The 13,471-nt window shown below is 63.0% G+C and carries 13 protein-coding genes; 1 reads left to right on the top strand and 12 read right to left on the bottom strand.

Annotated features, from left to right (window positions below; translation table 11 throughout):
* The 6 genes from dapF to J5251_RS13015 all read right to left on the bottom strand — a co-directional run bounded on the left by dapF (position 1) and on the right by J5251_RS13015 (position 5,516).
* A complete protein-coding gene (gene dapF / locus J5251_RS13040) occupies positions 1–936 on the bottom strand; it encodes a diaminopimelate epimerase (RefSeq protein WP_139006007.1) in 936 nt (311 codons plus the stop codon).
* Positions 933–1,856: a tRNA (adenosine(37)-N6)-dimethylallyltransferase MiaA gene (miaA, locus tag J5251_RS13035; RefSeq protein WP_208574200.1), complete on the bottom strand. Its 924-nt coding sequence runs from the start codon at positions 1,854–1,856 to the stop codon at positions 933–935. Before miaA ends, dapF begins: the two co-directional genes overlap by 4 nt.
* Before the next feature lie 13 nt (positions 1,857–1,869).
* On the bottom strand, positions 1,870–3,399 hold the full coding sequence (miaB, locus tag J5251_RS13030) for a tRNA (N6-isopentenyl adenosine(37)-C2)-methylthiotransferase MiaB (protein ID WP_208574199.1): 1,530 nt from the start codon (positions 3,397–3,399) through the stop codon (positions 1,870–1,872).
* A 73-nt stretch (positions 3,400–3,472) separates the two neighbouring features.
* The gene (locus tag J5251_RS13025) at positions 3,473–3,949 is read right to left on the bottom strand and encodes a regulatory protein RecX (protein WP_431188578.1); all 477 of its coding nucleotides are present in this window, start codon (positions 3,947–3,949) and stop codon (positions 3,473–3,475) included.
* Positions 3,950–4,036: 87 nt separating this feature from the next.
* A complete protein-coding gene (gene recA / locus J5251_RS13020) occupies positions 4,037–5,089 on the bottom strand; it encodes a recombinase RecA (RefSeq protein WP_139006004.1) in 1,053 nt (350 codons plus the stop codon).
* A 205-nt stretch (positions 5,090–5,294) separates the two neighbouring features.
* Entirely contained in the window at positions 5,295–5,516 is a 222-nt protein-coding gene (locus J5251_RS13015) for a DUF3046 domain-containing protein (RefSeq protein ID WP_139006003.1), read from the bottom strand.
* 62 nt (positions 5,517–5,578) lie between these two features.
* Here J5251_RS13015 and J5251_RS13010 point away from each other — a divergent pair, with 62 nt between their 5' ends.
* The gene (locus tag J5251_RS13010; RefSeq protein WP_139006002.1) at positions 5,579–6,070 is read left to right on the top strand and encodes a MarR family winged helix-turn-helix transcriptional regulator; all 492 of its coding nucleotides are present in this window, start codon (positions 5,579–5,581) and stop codon (positions 6,068–6,070) included.
* Between the two features lie 98 nt (positions 6,071–6,168).
* Here the strand turns inward: J5251_RS13010 and J5251_RS13005 are convergent, their stop codons facing one another.
* The 6 genes from J5251_RS13005 to dapA form a co-directional block, all read right to left on the bottom strand.
* The gene (locus J5251_RS13005; protein ID WP_074702696.1) at positions 6,169–6,609 is read right to left on the bottom strand and encodes a helix-turn-helix domain-containing protein; all 441 of its coding nucleotides are present in this window, start codon (positions 6,607–6,609) and stop codon (positions 6,169–6,171) included.
* 142 nt (positions 6,610–6,751) lie between these two features.
* Positions 6,752–7,252 carry a CinA family protein gene (locus tag J5251_RS13000; RefSeq protein WP_208574198.1) on the bottom strand — a complete coding sequence of 167 codons (501 nt, stop codon included), beginning with the start codon at positions 7,250–7,252 and terminating at the stop codon, positions 6,752–6,754.
* Complete coding sequence (gene pgsA / locus J5251_RS12995; protein WP_208574197.1) at positions 7,249–7,848, bottom strand: CDP-diacylglycerol--glycerol-3-phosphate 3-phosphatidyltransferase; 600 nt, start codon at positions 7,846–7,848, stop codon at positions 7,249–7,251. The genes J5251_RS13000 and pgsA overlap by 4 nt, the downstream gene beginning before the upstream one ends.
* A gap of 18 nt (positions 7,849–7,866) precedes the next feature.
* Positions 7,867–10,707, bottom strand: coding sequence for an FtsK/SpoIIIE family DNA translocase (locus J5251_RS12990; protein ID WP_208574196.1), 2,841 nt, complete (start codon positions 10,705–10,707; stop codon positions 7,867–7,869).
* Between the two features lie 138 nt (positions 10,708–10,845).
* Complete coding sequence (locus J5251_RS12985) at positions 10,846–12,537, bottom strand: ribonuclease J (RefSeq protein ID WP_139005998.1); 1,692 nt, start codon at positions 12,535–12,537, stop codon at positions 10,846–10,848.
* An 8-nt stretch (positions 12,538–12,545) separates the two neighbouring features.
* Complete coding sequence (dapA, locus tag J5251_RS12980; RefSeq protein ID WP_139005997.1) at positions 12,546–13,457, bottom strand: 4-hydroxy-tetrahydrodipicolinate synthase; 912 nt, start codon at positions 13,455–13,457, stop codon at positions 12,546–12,548.
* Positions 13,458–13,471 lie beyond the last annotated feature (14 nt).

The following is a 13,471-nucleotide window of genomic DNA, read 5'->3' as shown; positions in this document are numbered from 1 at the left end:
CTACGCGATGGTCCCGCTGGCCACCAGAACCGCCGGCCCGCTGAGCTGTACATGTTCCTTGCCGTCGATACCCGGCAGGAAGCTGACATGCACGGTGCCGCCAGGCACCTGCACCTGCCATTCGTTCGGTGCTCCTGCGCCGGCCCAATGCCTAATGGCCACGGCCGAGGCGCAGGCCCCGGTTCCGCACGATTGTGTTTCGCCGACCCCGCGCTCGTGTACCCGCATGGTGATGTGTCCCGCGCCGTCGTGAACCAGCGGCTCGGCCGGAACAACGAATTCGACATTGGTGCCGTTGGCGGGCACCGGATCAACTTCGGGTGATTCGAACAGCTTGGTGGCCGCCAGCTCGTCGAGTTCAGCCAATGCCACTACGGTATGAGGATTTCCCATGCTGATGCTCAGCGCCGGCCGCGGCACCTCCAGTCCCTCCGCATTGACCAGGGAATCCATGGCTTTGGCGACCGCCTGGTCAGGAAAGATGAATTCCCAGGGCCCCATATCCACCGCATAGCCGTCTGTGGAGCGCGTAATGATCTTGAGTCCGGCGCGCGTGCCGATGGTCAGGGACTGACCCTCGCTCAAGGTGACATGGCCCTGCTCAATCAGGAAGTGCACGAACACACGGACGCCGTTGCCGCACATTTCCGAGAGGGAGCCGTCCCCGTTGCGGTAGTCCATGAACCATTCGGCTTCGGGCGCCACGGCGAGCAGGTCGCGGCCCTCGGCCAGATGTCTGGAGCGTACAGCGCGGATCAGGCCGTCAGCGCCGATGCCCTGATGGCGGTCGCAGAGAATAGCCACTGCTTCCGGACCGATGTCCTGTACACCGTCGGGATCGGCAATCAGGACAAAGTCATTGCCGGTGCCATGACCTTTCGAGAAGGCGGTCCCGGAGAGAGAAGTCAGAATTGCTGCGCTGGAAGAATCGGTCACTGTCCAAGCTTAGCGACCTCGGCCACCGCCTTGTCCACGAGGAGCTCGTCCTTCCATGGCAGCCACTGGATGCGTGGGTCGGCACGGAACCAGGTCAGTTGGCGGCGGGCAAACTTGCGCGTGGCCACAATCGTTTCGTCAACCGCCCCTTCGATGGAAAGCTGTCCATCGAGGACCCGCAGGAACTGTGAGTAACCCAACGCGCGCGAGGCCGTCTTCCCGTCCCTCAATCCGTGCCCTTCCAGCCTACGGACCTCGTCCAACAGGCCCTGCTCGACCATTCGATGAACACGCAGCGCCAGGCGTTCCTTGAGCTCGTCCCGGTCTACCTCCAAGCCAATCTGTACAGCCGGTTGCCAGTAACGGCGGTCAGGCATGTATGAGCTGAAGGGCCGTCCAGTCAGAGCATGGACTTCAAGGGCACGCACCACCCGGCGCGCATCCCCGAGACGGGCCGCCGACACCGGATCGACAGCTGCCAGCCGTTCCCGCATGACCTGCAAGCCTTGCGCGTCCAGCTCTGCTTCGAGTTGGCCGCGCAGCCCTGGATCGGTTCCGGGGAAATCGATGACATCCAGGGCCGCCCTGACATACAGACCGGATCCCCCGACGAGAATGGCCCGCCGGCCTCTGTCATGTATGTCGGCGATGGCCGCCCGGGCCTGCTGCTGGAACGCAGAGACGCTGGCTTCCTCGTGGACATCAAGAATGTCGAGCAGGTGGTGGGGTATGCCGTGGCGTTCGGCGACCGTGATCTTCGCCGTGCCGATATCCATGCAGCGGTAGAACTGCATGGCATCGGCGTTGACGATCTCGGCGTTAAGCCGATGCGCCAGCGCGACAGCCAGATCCGATTTTCCCGACCCGGTAGGTCCGACGACCGCAACGACCGGCGGCCCAGCCGTGGACCCGTAGCCCATATGCGTCGCCGGCTTAGTTGCTGCGGACGGGCAGTACCGGCATCCCCAGGGACACGGCGGCCTTGACTCCGCCGGCGGCCCCTGCCGAAGGCACACCACAGGAGTCAGCCTGGGAGCGGTCCCACGCATCTCCCGCACGGGAGCGGCGTAGTGAGTAGTCGGCGGCGCTTTCCGGATCGGCAACGAGATGGAACGGTGCCGCCTCCGTAATCACCACACTCACCAGGTCCCCGGGGCGCGGTGGCTCTGCGCCTGCCGGCACGGAGAAGTGGACCAGCCGCTGATCGCGGGACCGACCAGACAGCCGATGGGTCTCGCTGGCTTTGCGGCCTTGCTGAGCGGTTACCATGACTTCGACCCGGCGTCCTACCTGCTTGGCGTTCTCCTCAGCGGAGATCCTGTCCTGCAAGGCCGTCAGGCGCTCATAGCGTTCCTGGACCACTGATTTGGGCTGCTGGTCGGGCAACTCCGCGGCCGGTGTCCCCGGACGCTTCGAGTATTGGAACGTGAATGCGGTTGCGAAGCGGGACTTCTCCACCACATCCAGCGTTGCCTGGAAGTCTTCCTCGGTCTCCCCGGGAAATCCCACGATGATGTCGGTGGAAATGGCTGCGTGCGGAATACGGTCCCGGACTTTATCCAGGATGCCCAGGAACTTGGTTGACCGGTAGGAGCGGCGCATGTCCTTGAGCACCTTGTCCGAGCCGGATTGCAACGGCATGTGCAGTTGGGGCATGACGTTGGGCGTTTCCGCCATCGCTTCGATGACGTCGTCGGTAAATGCGGCGGGATGCGGACTCGTGAACCGCACCCGCTCGAGGCCCTGGATATCGCCACACGCGCGCAGCAGCTTGGCGAACGCACCCCGGTCGCCGAATTCGACGCCGTACGAGTTGACGTTCTGCCCGAGCAACGTGACTTCGATGGCGCCGTCGTCGACCAACGCCTGGATTTCGGACAGAATGTCCCCGGGCCTGCGGTCCCGCTCTTTGCCTCGAAGCGAGGGAACGATGCAGAACGTGCAAGTGTTGTTGCAGCCCACCGAAATGGAGACCCAACCCGAGTAGACCGCATCCCGCTTGGTCGGCAGTGTGGAGGGAAAGACGTCCAGGGATTCGAGGATCTCCAGCTGTGCCTCGTTATTGTGCCGTGCCCGTTCCAGCAGCGTCGGCAGCGAGCCCACGTTATGCGTGCCGAAGACCACATCAACCCACGGGGCCTTTTTCAGGATCGTCTCCCGGTCCTTCTGGGCCAAACATCCGCCGACGGCGATCTGCATACCGGGGTTCTGTTCTTTGACAGGAGCCAACTGGCCGAGATTTCCGTACAGCTTGTTGTCCGCGTTTTCGCGTACTGCGCACGTATTGAAAACTACGACGTCGGCCTGGGCGCCCTGCGCTTCTACCAGACCTGCGTTCTCCAACAGGCCGGACAGGCGTTCGGAGTCATGCACGTTCATTTGGCAGCCAAAGGTTCGTACCTGATAGGTACGCTGTGTGCCTTGGGGCAGGATCGCTTCGGGGGCAGGGATGGTCACGCTCACCTCTTAAGGGTAAGACCTGGGCAGCAGGTCGCCACAATCGGCTCCGGAGGAGCCAATGCGAATGGCCGACCTGTCAGTCCCAGAGCTCCTGCGGGGCGTCGAGTTCCTCATTCACCACGCGAAACGCCATCGACGGCGGATAGCCCTTCCTGGCAAGCATGGCCACCAGACGCCGAACGTGCTTGTCCCGAACGAGGCGATCGGCCATATTCCAGTCAGGCCGGATTTTCCGGCGGATCAGCTCCCTGGCGCTGTCCAGCTCGTCCTCGGGTGTCAACTGGTCGAGCGCTTCTTCCGCTATCTCTCCGTCGATGCCTTTGTCCGACAATTCCCGCTTGAGCGCCCCACGGGCCAACGCCCGTGTCTGGGACCGGCTCAGCACCCACATTCGGGCGAATTCAGCGTCATCAATGAGCTGTACCTCTTCGAACCTGTCCAGCACGGCAGTCGCGACGTCAACTGGTACGTCGCGCTCGGCCAGCTTCTCCGCCAGTTGTTTCCTGCTGCGGGGAGCCATTGTGAGCTGGCGCAGAACTATTGAGCGCGCCACCTCATGCGGGTCCGCTTCGGAAGTCTGGTCCGCAGGGCTGCCGGGGGTCGGCTCTGCGGCCCTGCTTCGTTTGCCGGTCACGGCAGGCTAGAAGCCGTCGACGGCCTTGAGCTTGGGCTCCCCGCCTTCGCCCTCGTCCGGCACAACCCCGATGCCAAGCTTTTCCCTAATGCGGCGTTCGATCTCGTCTGCCAGGTCCGGGTTGTCTACCAGGAACCTACGCGCATTTTCTTTACCCTGGCCCAGCTGGTCACCGTCGTAGGTAAACCAGGCTCCGGACTTCCTAACCAGGGAATGCTCAACACCCATATCGATCAGGCCGCCCTCGCGCGAGATGCCGTGGCCGTACAGAATGTCGAATTCCGCCTGCTTGAAGGGCGGTGCCATCTTGTTCTTGACGATCTTGGCCCGGGTGCGGTTACCGACGGGGTTGGAGCCTTCCTTCAAGGTCTCGATCCGCCGAACGTCTATACGTACCGAGGCGTAGAACTTCAGGGCCTTACCACCGGTGGTCGTCTCCGGGCTGCCGAAGAAGACGCCGATCTTTTCGCGCAGCTGGTTGATGAAGATCGCGGTCGTCTTGCTCTGGTGCAGCCGGCCTGCGATCTTACGCAGCGCCTGGCTCATCAGCCGTGCCTGGAGCCCGACGTGGGTGTCGCCCATTTCACCTTCAATTTCGGCACGCGGAACAAGCGCCGCAACCGAGTCGATGACGACGATGTCCAACGACCCTGAGCCAATGAGCATGTCCATGATCTCCAGCGCCTGCTCGCCGGTATCCGGCTGTGACACGAGCAAAGCGTCAGTATCAACACCGAGCTTTTTGGCATATTCGGGATCCAGGGCATGTTCCGCATCGATGAATGCGGCGATACCGCCCTTGCGCTGCGCATTGGCAACAGCGTGCAGCGCCAATGTGGTCTTACCGGAAGATTCCGGACCATAGATTTCCACCACGCGTCCGCGCGGCAGTCCACCGATGCCCAAGGCGACGTCCAGTGCAATGGAGCTGGTGGAAATGGTTTCGATCGGCGCCCGGGTGTCATCGCCCAGGCGCATGATCGAACCCTTGCCAAACTGCTTATCAATTTGTGCAAGCGCTGCTTCCAAAGCCTTCTCGCGGTCAGCTGGTGCGGCCATTCTTCACCTCGGTATCTTGGGGCCCGGCAGGGCCATGTTCATTGCTCATTCTGACCGTAGCTTTCCGCACTGACAGAATCTGATCAGGGATGGCATTTGTGGATAATCCGCGCATGCGGCGGGGATTCCAGCCTCTGTGTAGGAGCATATCCGTTCAAAAGCGCTGATTCGAACACATTTACGATTTCTCATTTGCGTGTCGGAATTAGCGGGAGGGTTTGATATCGCGGCCCAGACGGCGTTCGGCGGGCACATCCTGCATCTCGCACACCGCCAACCAGACTGACTTTGGCGGTATGCCAGCTTCGAGAGCGGCCGCGGCAGTCCTCCCGCCGAGACTCGTAAGGACCAAATCCGAAGCGAGGACGCGCGAATAGCCCGGCCCGAATTCATCATCCATTAGTCGCCAAAAGTCACTTATGCGCACGTTTCCATACTCTCACGGCGGCGGCTGCGACGGGAGTTCCGCCGCCTCACTACAATGGCTTCATGACCCGACAGGATCCCGCACCGGATGAGACTGGCTTCGACGTCGCAATCGACGCCCTGGAACAGCAGCTCAGTCTTTTGTGGCGCCGCGCACGAGCCAACTCCCATCGCGTGGCACGCCAGGTGCATCCGGACATGGAGCCGGCCGCTTACGGCCTGCTGATGCTGCTGCAGCGGGAAGACTCGATGCGCCTGACCGAGTTGGCAGCCAGCATCGGGGTGGGTAAGCCTTCCGTCAGCCGCCAGGTCGCACTGCTCGAGCAGCTCGGTTTGGTACAGAAGGAAACGGATCCGTTGGACGCCCGCGCCCAGGCCATCACCCTGACCGAAGCCGGACGGGAGAAATTACATTCCGCCCAGACGGCCAGGAAGGCAGCCTTCCATGACCGGCTCGGCGACTGGAGTGTGGACGATCTGACGTCCCTCGCCCAGTTGCTTGACCGCCTCAACGAGTCTTATGCCCATGAACAGCCGGTGCACGACCAACCCTGATTCAAGCTGCGGACGCTACGCCGCAGACACAAAAATCTGCGCAACACAAGAGCGGGCCGGTTACCTGATCGTAGGTAACCGGCCCGCTTGTTGGCTTGTTAGGACCGCGCGGATGCGAGCCCGCGGCTCAGGCCGTCCGGCAGTTCGTCCGGAATGTCGGCGACAAACTCGCGGGAAAGTTCCTGCGGCACGGTATCCGGTATGACGACACCTTCTGCATCAGCGACGCGATCACTGACTTCGCGGAGCATCAGGGAAAGCGGTACATCAAGTGCCGAGCAGATGGACGACAGAAGCTCTGAGGATGCTTCCTTCTGACCACGCTCCACTTCGCTAAGGTAACCGAGGGAAACACGGGCGCTGTGTGATACTTCGCGCAGGGTGCGGCCCTGCCGCTGCCGGACGTCGCGCAAGACGTCACCGATCTCGTGGCGTAGCACTACCATTTTGCGCTCCTTCTGCTCCCGGTGGGATTCTTCCGTCAGACCCACATCACGCCAACGGACGACGCCGTTTACGGACACGGGTTGCTTGACCATCTGTATCGCCTTACTCCCTCAATGCTTGGCGGCTGCTGCCGCTTGTCTCCAGCTTAGGCCAACTACCGTAACAGTTGCTGACACCATTGATAACTACTGGGCTAATTATTTTGTTCCCGTGACGTGCACGGTGCGGGATAAGTCACCTTTGACCACGCGCCGCCGTGGTGCGCTGGATGGCCTCCAGCAACCGTTCCAAGGCGGCTTCTTCAGCCTGGGCACGGATCTCCGCCCGTCCGCCACCGAAGGTAAAGGCAACGGCGTCCGAGCCGTCGGTGTCGGCGGTTCCAATGAATACGGTGCCTACTGGCTGGCCCCCGTGCGGTTCCGGACCCGCCACACCGGTGGTCGAAACAGCAACGTCGGCGCCAAGGACCCGCCGGGCTCCTTCAGCCATCTGTCTGGCCACGTCGGGGTGAACGGCACCCTCTCTCGCCAGCAGATCACGATCAACACCGAGCACGCCGGACTTCACGTCGCTCTGGTAGGACACGATGCCGCCCTGCAGGGCAGCCGAGGCACCCGGAACGGTAGCCAGCGCAGAAGCGACCATTCCGGCGGTCAGTGATTCGGCCGTGCCGATACGCACGCCGTCCGCCACCGCCGCCAAGACAATCTGCTGCGCCAACGTATGCTCGTTCACTTTCCGGCCTCCGGTCGCGCTCCGGACCGCAGCCGCACGGCTTTGAGGACATAGTCAACGCCGGTCACCACCGTGACCAGCACCGCCACCAACATGACACTAAAGGCGATCCAGACCGCCCACTCCCCCAGCCAGGTTCCCAGGGGCAGCAGATACAAGAAGATGGCAAGGGTCTGGAGCACGGTCTTCAGCTTGCCCCCTCGCGACGCCGGCATGACGCCGTACTTGATCACCACGAACCGCAGCAAAGTGATGCCGAGTTCGCGCACCAGGATGACCACAGTGATCCACCAGGGCAATTCGCCGAGGACCGACAGGAGGATCAGTGCAGACCCGATCAGCAGCTTGTCGGCGATCGGATCGGCAATCTTTCCGAAGTTGGTGATCAGTCCCCTGCTGCGGGCCAGGTCGCCGTCCAGTTTGTCCGTGTAGATAGCAACGGCGAAAACGACGACGGCGAGCCACCGGAACAGCCCGTGCTCGGCGTTGTCCGCGAGCAGAAGCCAAATAAAGACCGGTACCAGGAGGATGCGCAGCGTCGTCAGGACGTTGGCGATATTGAGCGTGGGCACCGGATGGGCAGGTGAATCAGTCACGACGCTAAGGTTACCCGTCTATCTGCCGGTCAGGCTCCAGGCATCTTCTGATCCCTGGTCGTCATCGTCGTCGTAATACTCCGCGGCTTGCGACCTGGCATCCAGGTCTGCCTGGACAAGATCCTCGGGCCCGTCCTGGTCGAAGTTGTGGTTGGCATTGGCGTTGTCGGCGAGAGCATCTGTCATGGGATCAGCGCCCGGTGCAGCGGCGGCTGGGACATCGTCGCCGCGGATCGCAGCCAGCGTCACTGCGAGGTCGTCCGGCTTCACCAGCACGTCACGGGCCTTTGAACCTTCGGACGGCCCCACCACCCCGCGGGATTCGAGCAGGTCCATCAGTCGCCCGGCCTTGGCAAAACCGACCCGGAGTTTGCGCTGCAGCATGGAGGTGGAACCGAACTGCGTGGTCACAACCAGTTCGGTGGCCTGCAACAGCACCTCCAGGTCATCCCCGATGTCGTCGTCGATCTGCTTCTTGGGCGCCTCGACAGCCACATCGTCGCGGTACACAGCCTGCAGTTGATTCTTGACGTGTTCGACAACCTTGTGGATCTCGGATTCGCTGACCCAAGCGCCCTGGACGCGCATGGGCTTGTTGGCACCCATCGGCAAGAAGAGCGCGTCGCCCTGGCCGATCAGCTTTTCGGCGCCCGGCTGATCCAACACCACGCGGGAGTCGGTGACGGACGACGTGGCAAACGCCATACGGGAGGGCACGTTGGCCTTGATCAGGCCGGTGACGACGTCGACCGAAGGGCGCTGAGTGGCGAGCACCAGATGGATGCCAGCAGCGCGGGCCAACTGGGTGATTCGGACGATGGAATCTTCCACGTCACGCGGGGCGACCATCATGAGGTCGGCAAGCTCATCCACGATCACCAGCAGGTAGGGGTACGGCTTGACGATCCGTTTGGAGCCCTCCGGCGGGACCACCTTGCCGTTGCGCACGGCCTTGTTGAAGTCGTCGATGTGTTTGTAGCCGAAATTGGCCAGATCGTCGTAGCGGGTGTCCATTTCCCGGACCACCCACTGCAGCGCTTCGGCGGCCTTCTTCGGGTTAGTGATGATGGGCGTGATCAGGTGCGGAACGCCTTCGTAGGCGGTCAGTTCCACGCGCTTCGGATCCACCATGACCATGCGGACCTCGTCCGGCGTCGAGCGCATCAGGATCGAGGTGACCATCGAGTTCACGAACGCGGATTTACCGGCACCGGTGGCGCCGGCCACGAGCAGGTGGGGCATTTTCGCCAGATTGGCCACCACGTAGCCGCCTTCGACGTCCTTGCCGACGCCCATGACCATCGGATGGTCCGTCTTGCGCGCGTTGTTGGACCGCAGCACGTCACCGAGCGACACCGTCTCACGGTCTGTGTTCGGGATTTCGATGCCGATGGCGGACTTGCCCGGGATGGGGCTCAGTATCCGGACGTCCGAGCTGGCTACCGCATAGGAAATGTTCTTGGACAGCGCAGTCACGCGCTCCACCTTGGTGCCCGGCGAGAGTGCGATTTCATACCGCGTCACGGTCGGGCCGCGGGAGAACCCGGTCACCCGGGCCTCCACCTTGAACTGGTCCAGCGTCTGGGTTAGCGCGGCAACGACCGAGTCGTTCGCCTCGGAGCGCTCCTTGGACGGCGGCCCCGCCGGCAGGTAGTCCGAGGGCGGCAGCGTGTACGCCACATCGCCCGAGAGCTGGAGCTGCTCGGTCCGCTGCGGGATAGGGGTCGCCGGCGGCTGCGGCTGGACCGGGTTGGCTGGAACCGCCGCCACGCTCCCGGTCGAGGCAGGGGGCACAACGGGGAGGGCCTCGGTGGCGCCTTCCGGCATAAGGCCCTGATCGCGTTTGAGCTTCTCGGCGGCAAGCTCGGACTGGGTGGGGCGGCGTACGCCCGGCGGCACCTTCGGGGCGGCCGGTCCTGGGGCTGCTGCCCTCGGAGCGTCCTCGTCTTCGATGACGGGAGTCTCGAAGGCCTCGTCGCCGTAGTAGCCCTCGTCCTGCTCTTCGTCTTCGGGTGCATGCTTGTCCCGGCCGAACCGGCGCTTCCGGGGCTTCTTGGCCTTCGGTTCGCTCTGGTCCGATTCATAGAGGTACCTCTGGTCATGGCCGTTGGCCGTGACCTCGTTGAGGTCCTGGCCCATGAGGCCTTCGTAAAGTGCGCGGAGCCGGGCCGGAATATGCCGGAAAGGCGTAGCGGTCACGATGAGCAGGCTGACGAAGGCCAGCAGAGCGTAGACCGCAACCGCGAGCCACTCGTTGATGGAGGCGAGCGGCGAAGAGATAAGGAAACCGACCATACCGCCGGCCGCCCACAACGCATCCAGTCCGTCGGCGAGGCCGGGCTCGCCGCCGATGACGTGTGCCAGGGCGGTTCCGGAGAGCGTCATCAGAGTCAGCCCGATGGCGATCCGGTTGTTTCCGCGGGCATCCTCCGGGGAGCGCATCAGGCGCACGGTGAAGATCAGCAGGAAAACCGGCAGCAGCAATGCCATCCAGCCGAACGTCCCGCCGGCCACGGCGTGGACGACGTCGGCGAATCCGCCGGTGAGGGCCCACCATTCAACCGCCGCAATGACCACGGCCAGCAGCAGCATGAAGAAACCGGTGCCGTCACGGCGCAGGTCCTTGTCCGGGTGCACATCCGGACCGAGTTTGCGGATGCCCGCCGCGACGATGTGCGCGGTACCCATCCAAGCGCCGCGGACCATCCTCAACGGCAGCGGAAGGTGGTCCTCCGGCTGCACATTGAGAGCTTTGGTTTTGGCCGCGCCGCGTCCCGCAGTAGAGCGCGAAGCACTGCCTGAGTTCTTACCGCGCGACTGCTGGGTGCCTTTTTTGGCAGGAGAAGTACGAGTCGCCATATCGGATACGTTACCCGCAAAGGTCCGGCAACTGGGGGATTTGCCATCCAGTGCGAGCAGGTGTCAGCCGAATCACGGGCGCCCGACCCCGCCAGCTGCGGCACCGGCGGCGAGCCGCGGTGTGTACCGGAAAGCAGATCAGGCTTCGAGCACGACCGGCACGATCATGGGCCGCCGGCGGTGCCGCCTGTTGACCCAGGTGCCCACGACCCTGCGGACCACCTGCTGCAACTGGTAGGTGGTGTGCTCCTTCGTCCCGACCACGGCTTCCTCCAGGGCGGCAGTGATCTGGGGCTTGATGACGTCAAAGACCGCGTCGTCCTCGGCGAAACCGCGCGCATGGATTTCCGGACCGGAAACGATCTTGCCCGTACTGCGGTTGACTACGGTGATCACCGAAATGAAGCCTTCTTCGCCCAGGATCCGGCGGTCCTTCAGGTCCGAATCGGTTATTTCCCCGATGCTGGAGCCGTCCACATAGACGAAACCGCATTCAACTTGGCCCACGATCCGAGCCTTGCCGTCGACGAGGTCGACCACGCTGCCGTCATCGGCCAGCAGGACATTCTCGTCGGCGACCCCGGTCTGCCGCGCCAGGTTGCCGTTGGCGATCAGGTGGCGCGTTTCGCCGTGGACCGGCATCGCGTTCTTGGGTTTAAGGATGTTGTAGCAGTACAGCAATTCACCGGCAGCGGCATGGCCGGAGACATGGACCTTGGCGGTGCCCTTGTGGATCACCTCGGCACCCAGCTTGAGCAGGCCGTTGATGATCCGGAAGACGGCGTTCTCGTTGCCCGGGATCAACGACGACGCGAGGATCACGGTGTCGCCCTTGCCCACTTGGATCCGGTGGTCTCCGTTCGCCATCCGCGAGAGGGCAGCCATCGGCTCCCCTTGGGAGCCGGTGGACATGAGCACGATGCGGTCATCCGGGAAATCTTCGACGTTTTTCAGGTCAACGATGATTCCCGGGGGAACGTTCAGGTAGCCCAGCTTCTCGGCGATGGCCATGTTGCGGACCATGGAGCGGCCGACGAAAGCTACGTGGCGGCCGTGGGCGGCCGCGGCGTCAAGCACCTGCTGGACTCGGTGGATGTGCGATGAGAACGACGCGACGATGATCCGCTTCTGGACCTGCCCGAAGAGCCGTTCCAGCACCGGTCCGATTTCCTTCTCCGCGGTAGTGAAGCCGGGGATGTCGGCGTTGGTCGAATCCGACATGAACAGGTCCACGCCTTCTTCGCCAAGCCGGGCGAAGGCACGCAGATCCGTCAGGCGTCCGTCCAGCGGCAACTGGTCCATCTTGAAGTCGCCGGTGTGCAGCACATTACCCGCGGCTGTTCGGATGAAAACAGCCAACGCATCCGGAATGGAGTGGTTGACGGCAACGAACTCGCACTCGAACGGCCCGAACTGCTCGATCTGGCCTTCGGAAACGGTCAGCGTGTCGGGCTTGATGCGGTGCTCGGTCAGCTTTGCCTCGACCAGCGCCAGGGTCAGCTGGGAACCGATCAACGGAATGTCCTGGCGCATGCGCAGCAGGTACGGAACCGCGCCGATGTGATCCTCATGCCCGTGGGTCAGGACCACACCAACAATGTCGTCCAGCCGGTCCTCGATATATGAGAAGTCCGGCAGGATCAGATCCACGCCGGGCTGGTGTTCTTCAGGGAAGAGGACACCGCAATCCACAATCAGCAGCTTCGAGTTGATCTCGAACACCGCCATGTTCCGGCCGATCTCGCCCAGGCCGCCCAGCGGCACTACGCGCAAGGTACCGTCGGCGAGTTTCGGCGGGGTCCTCAGCTCTGTAATTGTGGACTCGCTCATACTTTAGATCAAACCTCCAGGTTCCAGCCGGCCTCTTCGAGGTCTGCGCGGATCATTGCGATCTCGGCGTCGGACGGCTCGACCAGAGGTAAGCGGACCACCGAGTTGGGCAGTACGGACTGCCACTTAAGAATGAGTTTGGACGCGACCGCCCCTTGGATATGGGTCATGACGGCCCGCTGGACCGGATCCAGCTCAAAGTGCAGTCGGCGCGCCGTAGCCAGATCACCGGCATGCATGGCGTCGACCAGCGCCCGGTACTGCGCCGTCGCAACATGGGCACTGACTGAAACGAGGCCGACGGCACCTGCTGCCATCAGCGGCAACGTCAGCGAGTCGTCGCCGGAGTACACATCCAGATCGGTGTTCGCCAGGACGCGTGTGGTCTCCTGGTAATCCGCCTTGGCATCCTTCAGCGCGACGATGCGCGGATGTTCGGCCAACCGGTACAGGGTCTCGGTCTCGATCCGGATGCCGGCGCGGCCGGGGATGTCGTAGACCATCACAGGCAGATCGACCGCATCCGCGATGGCTTCGATGTGCGCCTGGACACCGGCCTGGCTGGGCTTGTTGTAGTACGGCGCGGTGACAAGAAGTCCGTCCACGCCCAGTTTCGCCGCTTCCTGGGACAGACGGATAGAGTGCCGCGTGTCGTTGGTGGTGGAGCCGGCGATGACCTTTGCACGTCCGCCGACGGCGTCGACCACGGCCCGGAACATTCCGAGGTTTTCCTCGTCCAGCAGCGTGGAGGTCTCCCCCGTGGTCCCGGTGACCACCAGTCCGTCGCAGCCGTCCTCGACGAGCTTCAAGGCCAGTTTTCCGGCGACCTCATAATCGACGTCGCCCTTCTCGTTGAAGGGGGTAACCATGGCAGTCACCAAGGTTCCGAAGGTGTACTCACGGGAAGAAGACTCAGACATAGACAAAACGTTAC

The organism is Arthrobacter crystallopoietes, from assembly GCF_017603825.1.
In the GTDB taxonomy this organism is placed as follows: domain Bacteria; phylum Actinomycetota; class Actinomycetes; order Actinomycetales; family Micrococcaceae; genus Crystallibacter; species Crystallibacter crystallopoietes_B.
This window is presented reverse-complemented; position numbering and strand designations above follow the sequence as displayed.

Coding starts and splice junctions, on each gene's coding strand:
- miaA (WP_208574200.1), bottom strand. CDS start 1,856: ATGGGCTACGGGTCCACGGCTGGGCCGCCGGTCGTTGCGGTCGTCGGA.
- recA (WP_139006004.1), bottom strand. CDS start 5,089: ATGGCCGCACCAGCTGACCGCGAGAAGGCTTTGGAAGCAGCGCTTGCA.
- J5251_RS12985 (WP_139005998.1), bottom strand. CDS start 12,537: ATGAGCGAGTCCACAATTACAGAGCTGAGGACCCCGCCGAAACTCGCC.
- J5251_RS13005 (WP_074702696.1), bottom strand. CDS start 6,609: ATGGTCAAGCAACCCGTGTCCGTAAACGGCGTCGTCCGTTGGCGTGAT.
- dapA (WP_139005997.1), bottom strand. CDS start 13,457: ATGTCTGAGTCTTCTTCCCGTGAGTACACCTTCGGAACCTTGGTGACT.
- J5251_RS12990 (WP_208574196.1), bottom strand. CDS start 10,707: ATGGCGACTCGTACTTCTCCTGCCAAAAAAGGCACCCAGCAGTCGCGC.
- J5251_RS13010 (WP_139006002.1), top strand. CDS start 5,579: ATGACCCGACAGGATCCCGCACCGGATGAGACTGGCTTCGACGTCGCA.